Source organism: Paractinoplanes deccanensis, from assembly GCF_016862115.1.
Classification (GTDB): Bacteria; Actinomycetota; Actinomycetes; order Mycobacteriales; family Micromonosporaceae; genus Actinoplanes; species Actinoplanes deccanensis.
Genome location: NZ_BOMI01000158.1, coordinates 1 through 22,898, shown reverse-complemented (window position 1 = coordinate 22,898; position 22,898 = coordinate 1). Strand labels below are relative to the sequence as shown.

Here is a 22,898-nt window from a genome sequence, read left to right as displayed (position 1 = left end):
AGAAGCAGGAAGTGCCGAGCCATGCCTTGCATGATACCGGTCGCCGCCGAGCGGCGGCGACCGGTATCTGACGTGCTACGCGGCCGGTCCGTAGACCGACAGCTCGGTCGAGTCGAGGAACACGCAGCCGCTCACCGTCGGCGGCTGGCCGGCCGGGCAGAGGCCCGCGTCCTGGCCCTGCGAGGTCAGCATCGTGTACCGGATGAACTCGACGTCGTCGCCCGTGCCCGCGGCCAGCGCGACCGGGGTCGGTGTGACGGTGCCCGCCGGGAAGGTGCCGCTCGCGGCGACCGCCCAGGTCGTGCCGTCCGCCGAGGTCTCGACACGGTAGCCACCGGTCGAGGCGGTCTCGTCGTCGCCACAGGTGGCCGACGGGTTGATGACCAGCTCGGCGATGTCGACGGCGCCGGAGAGGCGGATCACCGCGTTCTGGCCGCCCGCCGCGACGTCCGAGCCCCAGCCCGCCGTCTGCGACTGGTCGATCAGCTCGCCCGGGCCACAGCCGTACGGCGTGTAGTCCGGACCGGTGAAGCTGACGATCGAGCCGCCGCCCGAGGAGGCCGCCCAGTCCTTGCGGACCGACCAGTTCTCGGTCCGGGTGCCCGAGTTGATCGACAGCGTCTTCACGACGATGTCGTAGCCGGCGCCGCGCGCGTACACCTTGGCGTACGTGCCCGGAATGATGCCGGTGATCCGGTACGTGCCGTCCGCGCCCGTGGTGGCGCGGTAGTCACCGGCGAAGCCGGAGGCGTGGCCGCCGAAGGCGACGGTCAGGCCGGAGACCGCGGCGCCGGTGTCCGAGTCGGTCACCTTGCCGGTCAGCGTGCCCCGCGGGGTGTTCGCCGACGGCGGCATCGAGAAGTCCTCGACCGGCTGCGCGTCGTCGCCGTCGATCGCGGCGGCGAAGTAGCCCATGCCCCGCTTGGCGAAGACCTTCCAGATCGTCTTGGCGTTCTTGCCCTTGTTGACGACCAGGTCGGCGGCGAGGATCGAGTTGCGCATGTCCAGGAAGGACGGGTTCGACGGGCTGAGCTCCATGGCCCGCGTCACGATCGACTGCGACGCCTTGCTGCCGATCGCGGTGCGCAGGTCCCACAGGGTCTGCGCCCAGATCTCGCCGTCCGCGTGCACCTCGGGACCACCGGCGTAGATCTTGCCGAAGTCGCCGTACGTGTAGCCGCCCGGTCCCGCGCCCGGCGTGCCGGGGCAGAGCGTGGCGGACGCGCCGACGGTGCAGTCCAGCGCCTCGGAGCGGATGGTGCCGCCGGCCGTCCAGTACTTGCCGATCAGCACGTCGCCGGGCTTGTTCGGGACGTCCTTCTCGAGGCCCTTGGCGAACAGGTAGTCGGAGGCGTACCAGTCGCTCCAGGCCTCACCCATGGCGCCGCCCTGGATGTCGCTGAGCGTCGAGTTGCCGGCCGCGTCGACCACCAGGCGGTTGGACAGGCCGTGCGTGTACTCGTGGTACACCACGTCGGCCTCGTCGCCCGTGTTCGCGGCGACCGAGCCGGGGCCCGGGGTCAGCAGGTACATCTGCATGACCGGCGGGATGCCGTCCGGCGGGGTGTTCATGTTGGCGTTGTCGGTGTGGTTGCCGTCGGGCAGGCCGTCGGCGGTGTTCGCGCCGTCCATCGCCTGGCCCTGCACCGCGTCGCCGTCCTGCGCCTCGAAGTTGCCCGCCGCCCGCGTGAAGCCGATCGGGGACGCCTTGAGGTGGTCGTGGAAGGTGCCGAGGAACGTGAACAGCTGCACCGCGTTCTGCTTGCGGTTCACCTGCCACGAGTTCGGCGTCTCCGGGTCCCACGAGCAGGGGTACGCGTCCGAGCAGAGCCCGCCCACCGCGTCGTTGAAGTCGACGAACGGGTAGTCCCAGCGCTTGAGGCCGGACGGGCCGACCTCCTCGCTGGCGTCCGCGAGGTCGTTGTCGTTCACGTCGGACCACACGTGCGCGACGTTGCCGGACAGCTGCCGGGCGTTGTTCGGCAGCCAGCCCTTGGCCGTCAGGTCGACGGGCTCCTGCTCGCCGCCGCGCGGGGCGCCCGGGTAGTTCTTCCAGGCGTCGGCGGTGTCGTTCGCGATCGTGCTCTTGCGGTAGAGCACCTCGCCGCTGGCCGCGTCGACCACGTGCACGTAGCCCTCGTCGACCACGATCGTCTGCCACGCCAGCCGCACACCGCTCGCGGTCTGGAACCAGACGAGCTTGGCGTTGCCGTTGTCGCTGAACGTGGTGACGCCGCCCGCGGTCTTGGTGGCCTTGGCGGTGGACGTGCCGAACACGTCCTTGACGGCCGCGGCGCGCGCGCCGGCGGCCGACAGCTTGGCGGCGCCGGCGTCCGACGGCAGCGCCTTGAGCGGCGAGCCGTCGACCTGCACGAGGCGGCCGTCCTTGGTCACGTGCGCCTTGAGGCCGTTGCCGAAGACCGGCACGCCGTCGGCGACCTGGATCCAGCTCAGGTGGTGGGTGCCCTCGATGTCGACGTAGTCCTGGCGCAGCTGAAGGCTGGCGAGGTCGGCGGCCGTGAGGCCGAAGACGTCGGTGTGCGCGGCGATGTAGTCGAGGGCGATCTTCGCCGGCTTCTGCTTGCTCGGGCCCGTCAGGAAGCCGTCGAGCTTGGCGACCCGGCGCGGGGTGCCGGTGGCCTTGTCGACGTCGACGATGCCCTGCACGCCGAGCGAGCTACGCAGCGTCGTCACCGCGGACGCGGGCGGCGTCGCGACGAGCGCGCGGCTCAGGGCGGCGGTGGGTGCGGCGGCCGCGGCGGCGGCCAGGTTGTCGCGGCTGTCGTAGTCGGCTCGCCGCTGCTGCTTGCTGTCGGTGGCCCCGGAGACGGCGCCGGGTAGCGGCGCGGCTTGTGCCTGTGCCGGCAGCAATGCTGCCAGCAGGGCGACTCCGGCGGCGGCCGCTCCCACCCGCTTGGTTGCGGATGGCACGGATAACGCTCTCAATTCAGCCCCTCTCGACCGGGCCAGAGACTGGCCCATCGATGGCTGATGCTCTTGCCGATCGGCAAATATAACTAGAGCGATGTCTGATTCTTTACCTATCCGATATGCATGTCCGGTTGACGGTCGTCGAAATGAGCGGGCGGCCGTCCTCGGCGAGTTGCTGTGATCGGGCTAACCTGTGTGAGCGGGCTCCTGCACGACCAGTAGGGCTGCGCATATGACCATGGAGGAGGCCCGTGACAACCCCGACCTGGGACGAGCCCGGTGGACCGCTGCCGAGCGAGGACTTCCGCGCCGCGACGACAGCCATCATGGCCAACATCGAGCAGGTCATCGAGGGCAAGAGCGCGACGGTGCGGCTCGCACTGGCGGTTCTGCTGGCCGAGGGCCACCTGTTGATCGAGGACGTGCCGGGCGTCGGCAAGACCAAGCTTGCCAAGGCCCTCGCGCGCTCCATCGACTGTTCGGTACGCCGCATCCAGTTCACCCCCGACCTGCTGCCCAGCGACGTGACCGGCGTCAGCGTCTACAACCAGGAGACGCGCGACTTCGAGTTCAAGCCGGGCGCCGTGTTCGCCAACCTGGTGGTCGGCGACGAGATCAACCGGGCCTCGCCCAAGACCCAGTCCGCCCTCCTGGAGTGCATGGAGGAGCGGCAGGTCACCGTCGACGGCACCACCTACGAGCTGCAGTCGCCGTTCATGGTGATCGCCACGCAGAACCCGATCGAGATGGAGGGCACCTATCCCCTCCCCGAGGCGCAGCGCGACCGGTTCACCGCCCGCATCGCGATGGGCTACCCCGACCCGCGCGCCGAGCTCGCCATGCTCGGCGGCCACGGCGCACACGACCCGCTCAGCGACCTGCGTGCCGTCGCGGACGCCGGGCTGGTCCGCCGGCTGATCGCCACGGTGCGCGACGTGCACGCCGCCGACGCCGTCCAGCAGTACGCGATCGCCCTGGTCACCGCGACCCGCGAGGCCCCCGAGATCCGGCTCGGCGCGTCACCGCGGTCGACGCTGCAGCTGCTGCGCACGGCCAAGGCGTTCGCCGCGCTCGAGGGCCGCGACTACGTGCTCCCCGACGACCTGCAGGCGCTCGCCGTGCCGGTCCTCGCGCACCGTCTCATCCCGACCGCCGACGCGCAGCTCAACCGGCGCACCACCGACGCCATCGTGGCCGAGATCGTGCACCGGCTCCCGCTGCCGCACGACCGCAACCGCTCGCCGTACGACACCCGCAACACCGGCGGCGCGCAGCAGCAGTACGAGCCGCGGGGGCGCTGACCATGCGGGAGGCCCTGCGCGGACTCACCACCCGCGGCCGATCGTTCCTCGCGGCGGCCGCCGCGGCGGGCATCTCCGCGATCATCCTGGGCGAGCGTGACCTGCTGCGGGTGGCCGTGCTGCTCGCCGCGCTGCCGCTGCTCGCCGCCGCGTACGTGGGCCGCAGCCGCTACAAGCTGGCCTGCACCCGGTCGCTGGACCCCGGCCGCGCCCCGGTCGGCTCCAGCGCCCGGGTGATCCTGCGCCTGCAGAACATGTCCCGGCTGCCCACCGGCACGCTGCTGCTGGAGGACCGGCTCCCGTACGCGCTCGGCAGCCGCCCCCGGGTGGTGCTCGAGCGCCTCGGCGCCCACCAGGCCAGCTCGGTCGCCTACACGGTGCGCGCCGACGTGCGCGGCCGATACCCGATCGGCCCGCTGGTCATCCGCCTCACCGATCCGTTCGGTCTCTGCGAGCTGACCCGCTCGTTCCCGAGCGTCGACAAGCTCATCGTGATCCCCCAGGTGGTCACCCTTCCGGCGGTGCGCCTCGCCGGTGAGTACGCGGGCACCGGCGACAGCCGCGCCCGCTCGGTGGCCGTGCACGGCGAGGACGACGCCGCGACCCGCGAATACCGCCGCGGCGACGACCTGCGCCGCGTGCACTGGCGCTCCACGGCCCGCACCGGCGAGCTGATGGTGCGCCGCGAGGAGCAGCCCTGGGAGAGCCGGGCCACGGTCGTGCTCGACACCCGGGTCTTCGCCCACCGCGGCGAGGGGCCCACGGCGAGCTTCGAGTGGGCGGTCTCGGCCGCCGCGAGCATCGCCATGCACCTGCGCCAGGCCGGCTACAAGCTGCGGCTCGTCACCGGCTCCGGCATCGACATCGACGCGTCCGAAGTGGCCGGCGAGGGCGTGATCCTCGACACCCTGGCCGACGTCAAGACCGCCCAGAACGGCGACATCTCGATCCTGGTCGAGCAGGTCCGCCGCCGCTCCGACGGCGGGCTGGTGATCGGCATCTTCGGCTCGCTCACCGTGCCCGAGGCCGAGCTGCTGGCCGGGCTGCGCGGCAACGGCGCCACCTGCATCGGCTTCGCCATCGACAGCTCGACGTGGGTCACCCTGAGCCCCGGCGAGCGGCAGGAGGCCGACCGCGAGCACGCCGCCGCCGCGCTGGCCCTGGTGCAGAGCGGCTGGCGCTCCGTGCCGGTCGTGCACGGGTCGACGCTGCCGCAGCTGTGGCCGGCCGCGGCCCGCGGGTCCAGCGGCTTCGCCTGGCGCGCCGCGATGGCCGAGACAGTGGGAGGAGTCATCCGATGACCGGCCCCCGACGGCTGGGGCTCGTCGCGGCCGGTGCGACGCTGCTCGCCGCCGCACCGATCTCGTCGATCTTCGACACGTGGAAATGGCTGATGATGTGCCTGCTCGTGGTGGGCCTCATCGCCGGTGCCGCGTTCGCCGCGCGCTCGCTGCGGTTCCCCACGTGGGCCCAGGCGGCCAGCATGATCGTGGTGCTGCTGCTCATGCTGACCTGGATCTTCCCGAGCGGGCACGAGTTCCTCATCCCGACACCGTCGACGTTCGGCCACTTCGCCGACCTGTTCACCCAGGCGGGCCAGGACACCCGGTCGTACGCGGTGCCGGTGCCCGACCGCGACGGCCTGCTCTTCGTCACGGTGCTCGGCATCGGCTCGGTGGCGATCGCCGTCGACCTGCTCACCGTGGTGGTGCGCCGGCCGGCGCTGGCCGGCCTGCCGATGCTGGCGATCTACTCGGTGCCGGTCGCGGTCTACATCGACAGCGTTCCCGTGCTGCCGTTCATCATCGGCGCCGTCGGCTTCCTCTGGCTGCTGGTCTCGGACAACATCGACCGGGTACGCCGCTTCGGGCGCCGCTTCACCGGCGACGGCCGTGACGTCGACGTGTGGGAGCCGTCGCCGCTCGCCGCCGCCGGCCGCCGCCTCGGCGTGGTCGGTGTGGCCGCCGCGGTGCTGCTGCCGCTCGCCGTGCCGACCATCACCGGCGGCCTGCTGTCGCGGCTCACCCAGACCGGCACGGGCATCGGCAACGGCACGGGCACCGGCACCGGCGGCGGGCGGATCAACCTGTTCGCCTCGCTCAGCGGCAACCTCAGCCAGAGCGAGACGGTCGAGCTGGTGCGCCTCACCACCAACGAGACCACCCCGTTCTACCTGCGCTTCGGCGTCGCCGACCAGCTCACCAACGTCGGCTTCGGCAGCCGCTCGCCCAGCGGCTCGTCGGTCGCGGCCGGCATGCCCGACCCGCGCACCGGCAACGCGGGCGGCAGCTACCAGGAGTTCACCGCCGACGTCAAGGTCAGCGACCGGCTCAACCAGGGCATGCTGCCGATCTACCAGAACACGGTGTCGGTCGACGGCATCCAGCGCGGCTGGTTCTACGACAACAACCAGCAGGTCGTCTACTCCAACCGCAACTCCACCAAGGAGCTGGAGTACAAGTTCACCTACGTGCGGGCCCGCTACACCCCGGCCGAGCTGCGCCAGGCTGAGCCGCTCGCCCCGGACGACCCGATCGTGCGGCTCAACACGGCCCACCCCGACGACCCGACGGTCGACGCGCTGGTCGCCCGCCTCATCGCGGGCAAGACCACCGAATACGACAAGATCCGGGCACTGTACGACTACTTCTCCTCGAAGAACGGCTTCACGTACAGCCTGTCCACGCAGACCGCGACCAACAGCAGCGAGATCGCCGCGTTCCTCAAGAACAAGGTCGGCTACTGCCAGCAGTACGCGGCGGCGCTGGCCTGGATGGCACGCGAGGCCGGCCTGCCCGCGCGGGTGGCGTTCGGCTTCACCCGGGGCGACAGCCGCGAGGGCAACACGTACGTCATCACGAACAAGAACGCGCACGCCTGGACCGAGGTCTACCTCCGCGGCTTCGGCTGGATCCCGTTCGACGCCACCCCGTCCGCGGGCGTCCGCGGCGCGGCCCGCTCCGACTGGGCGCCCGACACCGAGCTTCCGGCCCCCACGACCTCGTCCTCGACGGCCACCGCGGCCCCCGGCGCCGAGGCGTCGGGCCCCGCGGCGAACGTCGAGCGCCCCGACCGCCCCGACCTGAACGAGCCCGGCCTGGCCGGCTCGACCACCACGGGCGAGACCAGCAACCTGGGCACCACGCTGCTGATCGTCGCCCTGGTCGCCCTGTTCCTGGCCCTGCTCCTGGTCCCCGCCCTGCGCCGGGTCCTGCTCCGCCGCCACCGCTACGCGGCGACGGTCCCCCGGGTCACCTCCCTGACGGAGGCCCAGGCGGGCCGCCCCGACGTGGTGGTGACGGCCGAGACCACAAAGGCAAGGCAGGACGCCCACGCGGCCTGGGACGAGCTGCTCGACACGATGGTCGACTTCCGGGTCCCGCTGGACCCGTCGGAGACCCCCCGAGTCACCGCCCAGCGCCTCATCAAGGACGCCGTGCTGGTCGACCAGTCCGCGGCCGGCGCCACCCTGCTGGGCACCGCCGAGGAGCGAGCAAGGTACGCCCGCAAGCCCCTGCAGGGCGGCGAGCTGACCGCGGCCCTCACCCAGGTGCGCAGGGGCTTGGCCCGCTCGGCCACCCGCCGCACCCGCCTCACGGCGGCCATCCTCCCCCCATCGGTCCTGCTGCGCTGGCGCGTAGCCCTGGCCGAGTCCTCCACCAAACTGCTCGGCGCGGGCAGCCGCTTCCGCGACGTCCTGTCCCGCTTCAGCCCCCGCCGCCTCCTGACCCACCGGAGCCGCTGACGCAGGTCCTAAAGAGATGCCGCCGCCCCTCCGGGCGGCGGCATCTCTTTACTTGCTGCTGGCCTACTTCCCACGGGTGCGGCTGTCAGCCGGCGAAGGCCAGGTCGTCCAGCGACCGGATCCGCGGGACACCGGCGCCGGCATGCACGTCCGCCCGATCGAGCAGGACCGCCTCCAGCCCGGCCGCCCGCGCACCGAGCACGTCCTTGTGCAGCGAGTCCCCCACCATCAGGACCTCACCGGCACCGACCCCCATCCGCCCCACCGCATGCCGAAAGGCGCGCCGATCCGGCTTCCCCGCCGGCAGACTCGAGGAAGCCACCAGCAGGTCCACTTCGGACAGCAACCCAAGACGGTCAAGCTTGCGGCGCTGCTGACCCTCCTCCCCGTTGGTCAGCACCGCCACCACCAGCCCCGCCTCCCGAGCCCGCCGCAACGCCGGAACGGCATCATCGAACACCACCCAGCCGTCCTCATAGCGCGCGAGATAACCGGCGAAGAGCCGATCAGCCTCCCCTTCGTCGAGAGCAACCCCGAGAAACTCCCGCACCCGCTCCCGCCGCTGCTCAGCAAACCCGATCTCCCGGCGCTGATAGCGCGCATAATGCCGCTCCGAGATCCGCGCCCACCGCGCCGCTACCTCGTCGCCCCCGCCGCGTCCGTCGCCCCCGCGTCCGTCGCCCCCGCCGGCCCCAAGCTCCGCAGCCCAGGCCACAACCGCACCCCGAGACGCCGCCTCCTGGTCAACAAGCGTGTCATCGAGATCGAAAAGCACACCCCTCACCACACCCGAATCCTGACATGTCCACACGAGACCACTCACCCACGAGCAGCACCTTCCCGATGAGATCCGACCGTCGGCAGGCGCCGCCGACTCCCCGCCTCGGTCACCGACCGGCGCCCGCGGATACCCACATAAGAGAGAACGAACGTTCTGTCTAGCGGCCCCGCCCCGGCCCCGGCCCCGGCCCCGGCCCCGGCCCCGGCCCCGGAGGCAGCATCGTTGCAGGAGACGCACATCGAAGAGAGAAACGACCGCTCTCTCTGCCGAGGTGAGGCCGCCGCTGCGCGCACCGGCGGCACCGAGCCGGGCGTTCATCAGTCCCATCGCGCACCGCCTTCTCCACCTGCACCGCCGCACACGGCGTTCTCCACCAGCACCGCCGCACGGTCCGATACTCCGGAGAGCGAACGCTCGTTCGCTGACGCGAGGACCCTTGCCACTGGCGACCCCTTGGCCACCGCCTGGCACCACGGCATTGGATGGTCGGCCAGCGCAGGCACGCACGGAGCACGCGCCTGATGAGGTGGTGCCGGTGGGGCTTCCGGTGGCGAGGCTGCCGCCCGGCCTACCCCACCGTCAGCGGACTTGGACGCCCTCGCGGAAGACGGCGTGCACTGCGGTCAAAGCGGTCAAGTCGGCCAAAGGGTCGCCGTCCACGGCCAGGAGGTCGGCGTCGAAGCCGGGGGCTATGCGGCCCTTGCGGTCGGCTGTCCCGCAGGCTCGGGCGGCTTCTGAGGTGACGCTGCGCAGGAGTTCGGCTGGGGTTCCGCCCAAGTGCTTGGCCATCATGGCGGGGCCGTACGGCAGGGCGTCGATCGGCTTGAGGGGGCCGATGCCGGCGTCGCTGCTGCAGATCACGGGGATGCCGGCCGCTTGGATCTGCTGGAAGACGGCGACGATCAAGGGGATCAGCTGGATCATGCGTGGGGGTGGGGTGTAGGCGGGGTTGGGCTTTTGGGCGATGGTGGCGCCGATGGGGATGCCGGCTCGGGCTATCGCGGCGATGACTGTGGGGTCGGCGGCGACGCTGTCGGCGGTCATGAAGGTGCCGTGCTCGATCATGTCTACGCCGGCGGCCACGGCGTTGGCTATGCCTTGCGTGCCGTGGGCGTGGGCGGTGGCCGGCAGGTTGAGCCGGTGGGCCTCGTCGACTGCGGCGCGCAGGTCGGCGGCGGTGAACTGGGGCAGGTGCGACGCCGAGCCGGGGGTCAGCTCGCCGCCGGTGGCCATCAGTTTGATCACGTCGACGCCGCGTTCGGCGTGGGCGCGTACGGCGGCGCGGATGGTGCCGGCGCCGGGGGTGATCGCGCCGCCGAGGAACCAGCAGTGGCCGTTGCCGGTGGTGATCGGCGGGCCGGCGGCGAGGATGCGCGGGCCGGCGGTGGGGTCCGTGGCCGTCTCGTCGCGCAGCTTCAGCGACAGGTAGTCGCGGTCCCCGAGGTCTCGCACGGTGGTGATGCCGGCGGACAACGCCAGCCGGGCCGACGCCCGCATCGTCGCGAGGACCTGGTCGTCGTCGGCGGCGGCGAGCCGGTCGACCGAGTCGACGCTCGCGTCGAAGGCCAGGTGGACGTGCGAGTCGATCAAGCCGGGCAGCAGGGTCGCCGTGCCGAGATCGACGACCTGCGCGCCGTCCGGCGGGTCGCCTCCGCTCTGGACGGCGACGATCCGCCCGTCCTCGACGAGGACGAGGGGACACTCCACCGGCTTGGCGTCGACACCGTCGAAAAGCCGGGACGCCCGGACAGCCATCATCATGAACCGAGCAGACTCCCCGGCCCGGCCCGGGTCAATCGGGAAGTTGTCGGAGGCACCCGCACAGGTGAAACGCGAGATGGCGGCTCGAGGCCGCCATCGTGCGATGGCCGGCTGGGTGCGCCGGCACGGGGTGGTCCGCTATGACGTTGTGGCCGTCAGCGGTGTCCCTCGGGGCGCTGGCGCCAGCGGTCCTCCAGGCGGTCCAGCAAGCCCGACTTGCGGGTCTGGCGGGTGCGGCGGGTGGCTGTGCCGCCCACGGCGTGGAGGTCGGGGGCCGAGACCTTGCGACGGGACTGCATCGCGAAGGCGGCCGAGCTGAGCATGACGACGAAGCCGGCCACGCCGAGTGGCGTGTTGCTGCTGACCGTCCCGTAGACGACCAGGGCGAGGCCAATGATGATCACGAACGCGGCGATGAGGAGCCGGCGCCGTGCGTGGAAACGCGGGTCGCTGGCCCGCACAGCCGAGGCGAACTTGGGGTCCTCGGCAAGCGACCGCTCGATCTGATCGAACAGCCGCTGCTCGTGCTCCGAGAGCGGCACGGCATTCCTCCCCGGGCGCGTAACCGATTCCGTGAGTGGAGTCGGGGTGACACTAAGGTAAGTGGCGCGGGACAGCCGTCGGCTGCCTTACCGAGCAAGTCTACGAGGGGGTTGGCGGGTCGGAAAGCGGGACGACCGTCGAGTGCGGGTGATTTTCGGTCCGGCGGAGATCGCTTTGTCCCAAAAGACTGGCCGGGCGGACGCTGGCGCGGCCGAAGCGGGCGATCACCGCGTCGGTCGCGGCCTCGGCCTCGCGCCAGCCGCGCTCGGGCTCACCCAGGCTGAGCTGGCGTGATGTGGTGGCGGCGTCGGTGAGGCCCTCGACGCGTACGCCGACCAGACGGATGTGATCACGGGCGCCGAGCGCCGTGAACAAATTCCAAACCGTCTCGAAAATCTCACGTGCCACATCGGTGCTCGTGGACACCGTGCGAGATCGATTGACGGTACGGAAGTCGGCGAGCCGCACCTTGATCGCGATCGTGCGGCCGACGTGGCCGCTCGCGCGCAGCCGGGCGCCGACCTTTTCGGAGAGGGCCAACAGGCTGCGCCGGATGACCAGGGGGTCGGCGACGTCGGTGTCGAAGGTCATCTCGGCGCCGATCGACTTTTCCTCGCGCTCGGGGCTCACCGCGCGCGGGTCGCGGCCCCAGGACAGCTCGTGCAGATGGGTGGCGGAGGCCTCGCCGAGCGCGCCGCGCAGCATGCCGATCGGCGCCCGGGCGATCTCGCCGACCGTGGTGAGCCCGAGCCGGCGCAGGGTCTCGGCGGCGCGCTCGCCCACGCCCCACAGCGCGTCGACCGGCAGCGGGTGAAGGAAGTCGAGCACCAGCGCCGCCGGCACGACCACCACGCCGTCGGGCTTGGCGCGGGTGGAGCCGAGCTTGGCGACGAACTTGGTGGGCGCGACGCCGACCGAGCAGGTGAGCCGCTGCTCCTCGAGCATGCGGCGGCGGATCAGCTGGGCGATCTCGACGGGGCGGCCCAGCAGCCGCTGGGCGCCGGCCACGTCGAGGAAGGCCTCGTCGGAGGAGAGCGGCTCGACCAGCGGCGTCACGTCTCGGAAGATCGACATGACGGCGCGGGAGGCCTCGCCGATGGCCGGGCCGTCGACCGGCAGGAAGATCGCGCGGGGGCAGAGCATGCGGGCGCGGGCGGTGGGCATGGCGCTGCGCACGCCGAAGCGGCGCGCCTCGTAGCTGGCGGAGCTGACCACGCCGCGGGGGCCGACACCGCCGACGACGACCGGCTTGCCGCGCAGGGACGGGTCGGCTCGGACGGCCACGGAGGCGAAGAACGCGTCCATGTCGACATGCAGGATGGTGCAGCCCGCGTCGTCGGCGTCGAGGCCGAAGCGCGGGTCGCGGCCCCTCGGCACAGCCTGGCTACGTCCCACGAGGGAGAGGCTAGCCGGACCCCCCGACAAAAACGGGCCGGCTAGCCGCGGGCGATCAGCAGCGGGACCGTCATCTCCGTCGCCGTCACCGAGCCGTGGTAGGCGATCAGCCTGCCCACCGGGGGCGGCTCCCAGCCGGAGGCCAGGGCCACGGCGCGGTCCTGGCAGACGATGACCAGGTCGCCGATGCGGGAGCGGTGGCCGGCGGGGACCGGGCCGAACCAGCCGGCGTCGATCATCTCCTCGCGGGTCATGATCCAGGCGGCGTCGCCCATGACCGCCTTCCAGGCCGCGGCCAGGTCGGCCGTGGCGCCGCGGGCCACGTGCAGGTAGCGGACCCGCGGCTCGCCGGCGACGGTCACCACGCCGTCGGACAGGGCGGGGTCGTCGGCCATGTCGTAGCGGGCGTCCACGGGCACGTTGAGCTGGCCGTGGTCGGCGACCACGAGCAGGGCGGAGCGCGGCGGCAGGCCGTGGACCAGGCGGTCGAGCAGGTCGTCGACGCCCTGGGCCGCGAGGTGCCAGTAGTGCGAGCTCACCCCGTACAGATGGCCGGTCTTGTCCAGATCGGGGTGGTAGCCGTAGACCAGCGCGCGCCCCGGCGCGGCGGCGAGCGCGGCGAGCATCTGGTCGGCCAGCTCGGCGCCGGTGGAGGCGGGGCGGAAGGCGGCGCCCCGGTAGGCGGCCACGGTCAGGCCGCTGCCGCGGAACTCGGGGCGGACCACCTGGGTGACCGCGACCCCGGCGGCCTCGGCGGTCTCGAAGCGGGTCGGCACGGGCTGCCAGCCGGCCGGGTCGGGGTCGTCGGTCCAGTGCACGTGATTGAGCAGCCGGCCGTCGGGCCGCAGCGTGGTGAAGCCGAGCACGCCGTGCGCTCCGGGCGGCACGCCGGCGCCGAGCGTGACCAGGCTGACCGGCGTCGTCGAGGGGAACCCGGTGGTCAGGGTGCCCGCTCCGGCGGCCAGTTCGGTCAGGACCGGGGCGTACGGGGCGGCAGCCGGCAATTGGTACGCGCCCAGGCCGTCGACGAGCAGCACGGCCACCCGCTCGACGCCGTCCAGGCTCTGCCGCAGCCCCAGCGTGTCGGCGGCGCCCGGCACGCCCAGCACCGCGCTCACGCTGGGCAGCACGTCGGCGAGGCTGCCGTCCCCGTACGCGGGCGGGCGGGTCTCGAAGGCGGAGGCCGGCAGGTGGTCGTCGGGAACCACGAGCGGCCCGGTCAGGGACGGTTGCGTGTCCGGCGGGATCTCACCGGCGAGCACCTGGCGCGGCGACGGGGAGGCCACGGGCGACTCCGGGGGTCAGAGCGGGCGGCGGGCGAACACGTGCAGCTGGGAGGCGATGTCGCGGAACGGGGGCCGCGACGACAGCTCCAGCTCGAGCGAGAGCAGCCCCTGCGGGTCCTGTTCGACGACGGCGGCCGGGAGGAGGTCGGCCAGCACGCGCACGCCATGGGTCTCCTCGGGCTCGAGACCCGCGGAGCGCAGGAGGGACGCCGCGCCCTCGGCGTCGAAGCGGCGGCGCAGGGTGTCGCGGGCGCCGGCGCGGCCCTCGGGGTCGGCGGCGACCGCGGCGGCCGAGCGCAGGTGCCCGTTGATCGCGCGGCCCAGGATGGCGGCCGCCTTGCTCGCCACCAGCAGGCTCACCGCGCCGCCCGGGCGCAGCGCCGCGGCGATGGCCGCGACCACCGAGGCCGGGTCGTCGACCACCTCGAGCACCGCGTGGCAGAGGATGAGGTCGGCGCTCGCCGGCTCGACCAGGGACGCGAGCGCGTCACCGTCGCCCTGCACGGCGCGGACGCGCCCGGCGACCCCGGCGTCGGTGGCGCGGCGGGTCAGCGCGGCGAGCGCGTCGGGGCTCGCGTCCACGACGGTGACGGTGTGGCCCGCCTCGGCGAGCGGCACGGCGAAGCCGCCCGTGCCGCCGCCGACGTCGATCACGGTCAGCTCGCGGCCGGCGTTGCGTTCCACTTCCCGGCGCAGCACCGCCCAGACGGCGGCGGTCCGGGCGGTCACGAGCGGTCCGGGGGTACGCGTCGATGCGATTTCCACACGCGCAGCGTAACGGGACTCCGCCCTCAGAACTCGAACAGCACCCCGGTCGCACGGCGCATCTCGCAGGTGTTGCCGTACGTGTGGGTCCACTTCACCGGCATGCGGCGCCACACGCCGGTGACCTCGGCGACGACCGGCGCGTAGATCATGACGCAGGCGGTGGGCTTCGGCTCGATCTTGCCGGGGTCGGCGCCGACCGCGCTCAGCGTCTCGCAGGCGGCCTCGGCCTTGGGGTGGCCACCGCCGTACGGCTCGCAGTCCAGCGTGACGGCCATCGCGAAGCCGGACTCCGCCGTGTACTGGAGCTTGAGCGCGACCTTCGGCTCGCTCTGCCGCGGCGGCGAGCCGTACGGCGGCGGGTCGGCGATCGGCCCCGGCAGAACGGCGGACAGCAGAGCGGAGGCAAGAAGGACGTTGAACACAGGATCTCCTCGAAACGGGCAAAGCCGGAGGATACCCGCTAATCACCGGAAGTCCCGGGATGCCGGGGTCACCGGTGGAGTCACCGCCTCCAGCCGGTCCGCCACCAGGTTGAGCACGCCCTCCGCCTTTTCCAGGCGGCCCCGCACGATCAGCGCCGAGCTCGTCCGCGCCACCTTGCGGTAGCGCTGCCACAGGCCCGGCGAGCAGGTCACGTTCAGCATCCCGGTCTCGTCCTCGAGGTTCACGAAGGTCACCCCGCCCGCGGTCGCCGGCCGCTGCCGATGGGTGACGATGCCGCCCACCCGGATGCGGGTGCCGGCCTCGACACCGCCCAGCCGCGCGATCGGCAGGGCGCCCACCCTGTCCAGCTCCGCGCGGATGAACTGGGCGGGATGCGCGTCCGGCGACAGTCCGGTGGCCCACACGTCGGCGACCAGCTCGTCGACGTCGCTCATGCCGGGCAGCATCGGCGCGTCGGTGCCGCTCACCGTGCCGGGCAGGCGGTCGGGACGGTCCTGCGCGGCGGCGCCGGCGGCCCACAGGGCCTCGCGGCGGGTCAGCCCGAAACCGGCGAACGCGTCGGCGGTGGCGAGCGCCTCGAGGTGGGCGGTCGTGCAGCCGGTACGGCGGGACAGGTCGGTCATGCTCGCGTACGGCCCGTGCTCGCGGCGTTCCCGCTCGATGCGCTCGGCGAGCTCGTCGCCCAGCGTACGAACGGAGGAAAGCCCCTGCCGCACGGCCGGGCCACCCAGCCCCCAGGCGTGCGGCGGCTCCCCGGGCGCCGCCCCCCACCGCGTCCGCGGCGTCGACTCGAGCGTGGCCGCGGCGTTGCTCAGGTTGATGTCGGGACGGCGCACCTCGACACCGTGCCGGCGGGCGTCGTCGACCAGCGACTGCGGCGAGTAGAACCCCATCGGCTGCGCGTTGAGCAGGGCCGCGCAGAACGCCGCCGGGTGGTACCGCTTGAGCCACGCGCTCGCGTACACCAGATAGGCGAAGCTCATCGCGTGACTCTCCGGGAACCCGTAGCTGGCGAACGCGGAGAGCTTCTGGAACAGGTCGTCGGCGAGCTCGCCGGTGATCCCCCGCTCGGCCATGCCCTGGTAGAGGCGGCCGCGGATGCGCTCCATCTTCTCCACCGAGCGCTTCGAGCCCATCGCCCGGCGCAGCTGGTCGGCCTCGGCCGGGTCGAAGCCCGCCACGTCGATCGCGAGCTGCATGAGCTGCTCCTGGAAGAGCGGGACGCCCAGCGTCTTCTCCAGCGCGTTGCGCATCAGCGGATGCGGATAGGTGATCTCCTCGAGGCCGTTCTTCCTCCTGATGTACGGGTGCACGGAGCCACCCTGGATCGGCCCCGGCCGGATCAGCGCCACCTCCACCACGAGGTCGTAGAACTCGCGGGGCTTGAGCCGGGGCAGCGTGGCCATCTGGGCGCGGCTCTCCACCTGGAACACCCCGACCGAGTCGGCGCGGCAGAGCATCTCGTAGACCTCGGGATCGGTCAGGTCCATCGAGCCGATGTCCAACTCGGACTCGATCATCTCGTGGGCGTACCGCAGCGCCGACAGCATGCCGAGCCCGAGCAGGTCGAACTTGACCAGCTCGATCGCCGCGCAGTCGTCCTTGTCCCACTGCAACACGGTCCGGCCCGGCATCCGGCCCCACTCCACCGGGCACACCTCGATGATCGGCCGGTCGCAGATGACCATGCCGCCCGAATGGATGCCCAGGTGCCGCGGAAAATCCTGGACCTGGTTCGCGTACGTGATGACCTGCTCCGGAATGTCGTCGACGTCGACGGCGGCGACACTGCCCCACCGGTCGATCTGCTTGCTCCACGCGTCCTGCTGCCCCGGCGAGAAGCCGAACGCCTTGGCCATGTCCCGCACGGCGGAGCGCGGCCGGTACGAGATGACGTTGGCGACCTGCGCGGTGTGCTCGCGCCCGTGCTTCGCGTACACGTGCTGGATGACCTCCTCGCGGCGGTCCGACTCGATGTCCACGTCGATGTCGGGCGGACCGTCCCGTTCGGGGGCGAGGAAACGCTCGAAGAGCAGGTTGTGCGCGACGGCGTCCACATTGGTGATCCGCAGCGCGTAGCAGACCGCGGAGTTGGCCGCCGAGCCCCGCCCCTGCGCGTAGATCCGGTTGAGCCGGCAGAACTCGACGATGTCGTAGACGACCAGGAAGTACCCGGGGAAGCCGAGCTCCTCGATCATCCGCAACTCGTACTCCAGCTGCTCGTACGCCCTGGGGTGCGCCTCCGGCGGCCCGTACCGCTCCCGGGCGCCGCGCATGGTGAGCTCGCGCAGCCAGCTCATCTCGGTGTGCCCCTCCTCCGGGATCGGGAAGTCGGGGAGCTTGGGCGCGACGAGATTGAGGTCGAAGGCGAGATCGTCACCGAACATGGCGGCGTTGGCGACCGCACCCGGATAGGCGGCGAACCGGCGGGCCATCTCGTCACCGCCGCGCAGATGGGCGGTGCCGGCCGCGGGCAGCCAGCCGTCCATCTCGTCGAGGCTGCGCCGGGCCCGCACGGCGGCGAGAGCGGTGGCGAGACGCCGGCGAGCCGGCACGGCGTAGTGCACATTGTTGGTGGCGACGGCCTCGAGACGGCGGCTCCCCGCGAGGGCGTACAGGATGTCGTTGCGGTCGTCGTCGTAGGGATCGCCGTGCGAGGTGAGCTCGACGGCGACATTGGGCCGGCCGAAAAGAGCAACAAGCCGGTCCAGCTCGTACGCGGCGGCCTCCACCCCCTCGGTGGCGAGAGCGAACGGCACACTCCCCTTCCGGCACCCGGTCAGCACGAGGACGTGATCGCGCAACTCGGCGGCGATGTCCTCGAGATCGCCGTACGCGGGCTTGCCCTTCTCGCCGCCCGCCAGCTGCCCCCGCGAGATCACGCGGGCGAGCCGGGCGTACCCCTCGTGCCCGTGCGCGAGAGCGAGCAGGTGCCGGCCCTCCGGATCGGGCTCACCGTTCTGCGGCTTGCCGAGATCGAGCGACAGCTCGGCCCCGAAGATGGTGGGCAGGCCCAGCTCCCGGGCGGCCTGCGAGAACCGCACCACACCGTAGAAACCGTCGTGGTCGGTGACGGCCAGACCGCGAAGACCGAGGCGGAAGGCCTCCTCGGCGAGCTCCTCGGGATGGCTGGCGCCGTCGAGAAAGCTGAAGTTGGTGTGACAGTGCAACTCGGCGTAAGGGGTGCGGCTCTCGCTCTTGATCAGGGCGGGCGCCTGGTAGGGCTGGCGCTTGCGGGACCAGGCGGGAGAATCGCCGCCGTCGCCGTCCACGGCGAGCGGGTCCACCACGTAGGGCTTCTTGCCGGAGAGGGTGCCCTCCAGATCTGACCAGGAGATGTCGGGGTTATTGAAGCCCATGAGCGCTCCAACCCGCAGGGCCCACCCTCCCTAGGGGGCCCCCACCTCCACCAGTCTGACGGAAAACGCCACGGCGCGCGGAGTGCCCTGTGGACAACCGGCGGCCTGTGGACAACGGCGCCGGCATGCTGTCAGTCATAGATGGCCTCGACCGCCCAGTGCCCCGACGCGAGGACCAGCAGAAAAGCCTGCCCGTCGGCGAGCACGACCTGGAAGCGGGCACGCCGCCGCCCCTCACCGACCGCCCACCAGCGCTCGTCGATCGGCCACGGCCCGGCCCAGCCGGCGATCTCGACCGGCTGTCCGCGGTCGACCACGAGGGCGGCGGGTTCCCCGGTGAGCTCGAGGCGAGCGCTGACTCCCACGGGCGTCCCGGTGGCGTCGAGCACCACGGCGCCCAGCGGCTGCGGAAGGACGAGCGCCGGCGCCGGCTTGGGCAACCGGCCCGGCCACGGCGGCAGGGTGGGCGGTTTGGGGGGTTTGCGCCCGACACGCTCGGCCCACGCCTCACGAGGGCGGTCGGCAGCCGCGGGCCGGGCGTCGACGGCCGCGGCAGGCCGGGAGTCGGCGGCGAGCCGGGAGTCGGCGGCGCCCCGGACGGAGGCGGAATGGGAGTCGGCGGCCCGAGCGGCGGCAGGCCGGGCGTCGGCGGCAGGCCGGGCGTCGGCGGCAGCCCAGGAGTCGGCGGGCCGCGAGTCGGCGGGCCGCGAGTCGGCAGCCCGGGAGTCGGCAGGCCGGGAATCGGCGAGCCGCGAGTCGGCAGCCCAGGAGTCGGCGGGCCGCGAGTCGGCAGCCCGCGAGTCGGCAGCCCGGGAGTCGGCGAGCCGCGAGTCGGCGGGCCGGTGGTCGGCGAGGTGGGAGACCGACGCCAACCCCATGCCCTCCCAGGACAGCGCGGCCTCGGCACCTCTCGGCCGGCGCGACGACATCGGGATCACCGTGCCGTCGGTGGCGGGCTCCGGGCGCACCTCTGCTGGGGGGTCGTAGTCGGGCAGGTCGGGTGTGAGGGCCGGAGCCGTGGACCGCGGCAGGAGCGGCGCCGTGATCACGCCCGGCACCGGGTCGTCGTGGGGGGCGGAGGGGCGGGCGGGCGCTCGTTCGTCGCCCCAGGGGACCAGGCGGATCTGGTCGTCGGTGGAGCGGCCGCCGCCGAGGACGGGTGTGACGACCGCGTGGGGGCCGAGCAGGCCCTGGACCCGGCTGAAGGCTCGGTGGGCGCGTTCGCGCTCGGCGCCGGTGTCGCCCCACAGGCCGGGCTGCAGTCCCAAGTGGACCAGGACGCCGTCGGGGATCAGGCGCAGGCGTACGAGGCCGGCGGTGGGACGGGCGGGCGCGCCGCGGCGGGCGCCGGTGAGCCAGCCGTCGAGCTGCCAGCGGACGCGTTCGGCGATGGCCGCCGCCGTCAGGGTGCCGTCGTGGCGCCAGACCCGGTGCAGTTCCTGGCCGTTCGCCGTGATCGCCTCGATGCCGAGGCGGGTGCAGGCCAGGCCGTACGCGGCGAGCCGCTCGTGCAGGCGCTCGGCGAGCACCCGGCCGGCGAAGGCGGCCACGTCGACCCGTTCGAGAGGCTCGTCGTACGTCTCCTCGACCTCCAGGTCGGGCGGCGGCTTGCGGACAGCGAGCGGCCGATGGTCGAACCCGGCCGCCAGCCGGTGCGCGAGCGCCCCGTCGAACCCGAACCGGCTCAGCACGTCGCCCGCCGGCAGCTTCGCGAAGTCGCCGAGCGTCGTGATGCCGAGCCGCTTCAGCAGGTCGGCGAGCTCGGGGCGTTCCAGCGCCTCGATCGGCTCCCCGGCCAGGAACGCGGCCGTCCCGCCCGGCGGGATCAGCAGCCCCTTGCGCGCCGCGAGTCCCGCCGCGAAGACGCCCTCGGCCACGCCGGCCTGGCTCTCCACCTCGCACCGCTGGGCGACCTGCTCCACGATCCGCTCGGCGGCCGCCTCCTCGCCGCCGAAGTAGCGGGCCGGACCGCGCGCCGCGAAGGCGCAGGCACCCGGCCGGATCACCTCGACGCCGACGGCGGCCTCCTCGACCGCCGCCACCACGGATTCGAAGGCCCGGGCGTCCCGCGCGGGATCGTCCTCGACGACCACCAGCCGCGGGCAGCGGCTCTGCGCTTCCCGGCGGCGCAGTCCCCGCCGTACGCCTTCCCGCCGCGCCTCCTCGGAACAGGCCACCACCCTGTTGCCGCGCAGCACGACGACCGCGCCGGCCGCCGGAACGCCCTCCACGATCTCGGCCGCGACGACCGGCCAATCCGGGCACCAGAGCACCATGGTCCGCGGCCCGGCCGGCCCGGTCACTCCCGCCACCGCCACGTCAGCCCACCGCCGCCGGGAGCCGGACCACAGCGCCACCGGCCGAAGCCGGCGCAGCGGCGCCTCCGGAAGAAGCGTCCCCGGCAGAGGCGCTCCGGCGGGCCGGGCGGGGATCGGTGGCGGAGGGGGCCGGCGGCAGGGTGATCGGGCGGATCGTGACGCCCGGCATCCACATGGTGGCCTCCTTGGGGCGGGCGGCGGCGCCGCGGCCCCGGGCCAGGACCGTCAGCTCCCGGCGGCGCAGGCGGCCGTGGCCGGCGCCCAGGCCCTCCCAGCGGGCGGCGACGACGCGCAGGGTCACGTCGGCGCCGGACCAGTCGCCGAACGGGACGAGGACGCTGCCCCGCTGGCGGGCCCGGGCCACGAGGCGGGAGGCGATCGAGCCGGAGACGCCGCCGGGCACGGACGTGACGACCACGTCGACGCCGTCGATGAGGGCGGCCACGACGGTGGGCCACTCGGGGCCGGGGTCGGGCACGAGGGCGAGCCGGTCGAGGGCCACGCCGCTCTCGGCGGCCGCGATCGCGCCCAGCGAGGGCACGCCCACGACCGCGCACCACGAACCCGCCCGGGACGCCTCGGCGAGCAGCGCCAGCAGCAGCGACGTGCCGCCGCTCGCGACCGTCTCGCGGCCGCCGGGGGTGACCGCGACGGTGCTGCCCCGCCGGAGCCCGCGCCCCGGCAGCAGGGTGCTCAGCTCGGGCGCCACCGGCAGCATCCGCTGGACACCGCTGGTCTCGGTCTCGCCGGCCGCCCGCACCAGTTCAGCAAGGGCGGCCGCACCGTTGATCATGCGTCCCGCCATGTGTTGCCTCGCTCTTGTCGCTCAGGCCTGGTGTTGCTCAGGTCCGGTGTCGCTCAGGTCCGGTGTCGCTCAGGTCCGGTGTCGCTCAGGTCCGGTGTCGCTCAGGTCGGCCCACGCCGCAGCCCGGGCCGGGGAGATCGAGCGGGTGAAATCGAGCGGGCCGCCCTCCGTGGCGACTCCCGTCCCGTGCGGGCGGCTCTCAGGCGGCCAGGGGCGGCTGATAGGTCAGGCCCAGGGCCGACTCGACCACGGCCACGAACTGCTCGGCGGCACGGAGAAGGTCGTCGGCCTCGCGGGGACTCACCACACGGGGAATGCCGGCCTCGGCGGCGGCCCGCTTGCCGGCGCCCAGGGCGAAGTAGTTGGCCCACTCGCCGAACTCGGGAGCCACCAGGACGAGCAGCGACCAGACGCTGGTGACCCGGCTGCGCCGGGTGGAGGCGGCCGGGCGGGCCCGGGCGGCCAGGACAGCGGCGGCGGCGCGCAGGGCGGCCAGGTGGGCCGCCGCGTAGCGCAGGCCGTCGGGGCGGGTGCGCGCCGCCTCGTCGAGGCCCTGCCGGGCGATGGTCAGCAGTTGGGCAGGGGTGCGCTGCGGCAGCATGTGCGCCGGAACCGTGGGCGCCTCCGAACGGGCGGCCGCGGTCGGCGCGTGCGCCAGACCGGGCACCTGGGTGAGGCCCGCCGCCGTGTTGCTCGCCATCGTGTTTCTCCTCGCGTGTCTCGCATCCGACGTGCTGGTCGAACCGATCCGCTGCGGAGGAAGACGCAGCAGCCCGTGGGGCAGCCGGCCGGGTGTGAAGCTTCCCCACACCACACCCGGCCGGACTTACCGGCGGGTCCGTCGCCCGCCACCCGGGGGTCGGGGGCAGCGGACGACGGTCCTGCCTTGTCTGAAGGCGCCGGACCCGCGAATGCCCGGTGCCTCACGCGCGGCACTTCGCGGGTGCCACGCTCCGGGAGCAGAGCCGCGAAACACCGCTCCCGGCGCCAGAAGGAAGCTCTTTCGAACATCCGTTCTAACTAAGGAAGAGACTAGCACTCCTGTACGACAAAAAAGCAACTCCGCGCGGCCGACACGCGGCATCCGCCACACCTGAACAACCGCGCCTCTCCGGCACCGTGGTCATCAGGCCGGGCAGATGGCTCCGGGCTGGTGCCGGCCGGGCAGGTAGAGCGTGCGCTCCGCGGTGCTCAGGTCCCGGGCGACGGCCCGGCAGATCTTCGCCACCGCCGCGCCCGGGTCCGGGGACGGCATGTCCCACAGGCGAGCGGCGGCGCCGTCGAGGGAGACGAGCGTCCGGCTGTCCGGGGAGAACACCAGCCCGGTCACCCGGTCCCCGTGCCCGGCCAGGGTGGTCAGCGGCTGCCGGCTCGTCACGTCCCACAGCTGCACCGTGCGGTCGCCGCCACCGGCGAGGATGCGCCCGTCCGGCGAGAACGCCAGGGCGTCCGTCTCCGCGG

The 22,898-nt window shown here is 73.0% G+C and carries 16 protein-coding genes; 3 read left to right on the top strand and 13 right to left on the bottom strand.

Annotation, left to right across the window (positions count from 1 at the left end):
• Positions 1-75: 75 nt before the first annotated feature.
• On the bottom strand, positions 76-2,931 hold the full coding sequence (locus Ade02nite_RS38795) for a M36 family metallopeptidase (RefSeq protein ID WP_239169360.1): 2,856 nt from the start codon (positions 2,929-2,931) through the stop codon (positions 76-78).
• 251 nt (positions 2,932-3,182) lie between these two features.
• On the opposite strand from Ade02nite_RS38795, the gene Ade02nite_RS38790 reads away from it, so the two are divergent.
• Genes Ade02nite_RS38790 through Ade02nite_RS38780 form a run of 3 tightly spaced genes read left to right on the top strand, consistent with a single transcriptional unit; the run spans position 3,183 to position 7,977 of the window.
• The gene (locus Ade02nite_RS38790; protein WP_203774866.1) at positions 3,183-4,232 is read left to right on the top strand and encodes an AAA family ATPase; all 1,050 of its coding nucleotides are present in this window, start codon (positions 3,183-3,185) and stop codon (positions 4,230-4,232) included.
• A 2-nt stretch (positions 4,233-4,234) separates the two neighbouring features.
• Positions 4,235-5,533 (top strand): DUF58 domain-containing protein, encoded by a 1,299-nt coding sequence (locus Ade02nite_RS38785; protein WP_203774864.1) that lies wholly within the window; start codon positions 4,235-4,237, stop codon positions 5,531-5,533.
• Positions 5,530-7,977, top strand: a complete 2,448-nt coding sequence (locus Ade02nite_RS38780; RefSeq protein ID WP_203774862.1) for a transglutaminase TgpA family protein — start codon at positions 5,530-5,532, stop codon at positions 7,975-7,977. Before Ade02nite_RS38785 ends, Ade02nite_RS38780 begins: the two co-directional genes overlap by 4 nt.
• An 85-nt stretch (positions 7,978-8,062) precedes the next feature.
• Here Ade02nite_RS38780 and Ade02nite_RS38775 read toward each other — a convergent pair whose 3' ends face one another.
• The 12 genes from Ade02nite_RS38775 to Ade02nite_RS38720 all read right to left on the bottom strand — a co-directional run.
• Positions 8,063-8,752, bottom strand: coding sequence for an HAD family hydrolase (locus tag Ade02nite_RS38775; protein WP_239169359.1), 690 nt, complete (start codon positions 8,750-8,752; stop codon positions 8,063-8,065).
• 585 nt (positions 8,753-9,337) lie between these two features.
• Entirely contained in the window at positions 9,338-10,519 is a 1,182-nt protein-coding gene (locus Ade02nite_RS38770) for an amidohydrolase family protein (protein ID WP_307871252.1), read from the bottom strand.
• Between the two features lie 155 nt (positions 10,520-10,674).
• Positions 10,675-11,061, bottom strand: a complete 387-nt coding sequence (locus Ade02nite_RS38765; RefSeq protein ID WP_203774860.1) for an SCO2097 family morphological protein — start codon at positions 11,059-11,061, stop codon at positions 10,675-10,677.
• 100 nt (positions 11,062-11,161) lie between these two features.
• A complete protein-coding gene (dinB, locus tag Ade02nite_RS38760; protein WP_203774858.1) occupies positions 11,162-12,457 on the bottom strand; it encodes a DNA polymerase IV in 1,296 nt (431 codons plus the stop codon).
• A 41-nt stretch (positions 12,458-12,498) separates the two neighbouring features.
• Complete coding sequence (locus Ade02nite_RS38755) at positions 12,499-13,743, bottom strand: alkaline phosphatase family protein (protein WP_379036991.1); 1,245 nt, start codon at positions 13,741-13,743, stop codon at positions 12,499-12,501.
• A 15-nt stretch (positions 13,744-13,758) separates the two neighbouring features.
• Positions 13,759-14,508 (bottom strand): methyltransferase domain-containing protein, encoded by a 750-nt coding sequence (locus tag Ade02nite_RS38750; RefSeq protein WP_203774851.1) that lies wholly within the window; start codon positions 14,506-14,508, stop codon positions 13,759-13,761.
• Positions 14,509-14,534: 26 nt separating this feature from the next.
• Positions 14,535-14,933: an SSI family serine proteinase inhibitor gene (locus tag Ade02nite_RS38745; RefSeq protein ID WP_203774849.1), complete on the bottom strand. Its 399-nt coding sequence runs from the start codon at positions 14,931-14,933 to the stop codon at positions 14,535-14,537.
• A 42-nt stretch (positions 14,934-14,975) separates the two neighbouring features.
• Positions 14,976-18,314, bottom strand: a complete 3,339-nt coding sequence (locus tag Ade02nite_RS38740; RefSeq protein ID WP_203774847.1) for an error-prone DNA polymerase — start codon at positions 18,312-18,314, stop codon at positions 14,976-14,978.
• Between the two features lie 131 nt (positions 18,315-18,445).
• Entirely contained in the window at positions 18,446-20,590 is a 2,145-nt protein-coding gene (locus Ade02nite_RS38735) for a DNA polymerase Y family protein (protein WP_203774920.1), read from the bottom strand.
• A 43-nt stretch (positions 20,591-20,633) separates the two neighbouring features.
• Positions 20,634-21,437: a DnaE2-dependent mutagenesis accessory factor ImuA' gene (imuA', locus tag Ade02nite_RS38730; RefSeq protein ID WP_307871250.1), complete on the bottom strand. Its 804-nt coding sequence runs from the start codon at positions 21,435-21,437 to the stop codon at positions 20,634-20,636.
• A 199-nt stretch (positions 21,438-21,636) separates the two neighbouring features.
• On the bottom strand, positions 21,637-22,038 hold the full coding sequence (locus Ade02nite_RS38725; RefSeq protein WP_307871253.1) for an SAV_6107 family HEPN domain-containing protein: 402 nt from the start codon (positions 22,036-22,038) through the stop codon (positions 21,637-21,639).
• Between the two features lie 525 nt (positions 22,039-22,563).
• Positions 22,564-22,898: WD40 repeat domain-containing protein (locus Ade02nite_RS38720; RefSeq protein ID WP_369076681.1), on the bottom strand; the 335-nt coding region annotated here is incomplete at its 5' end.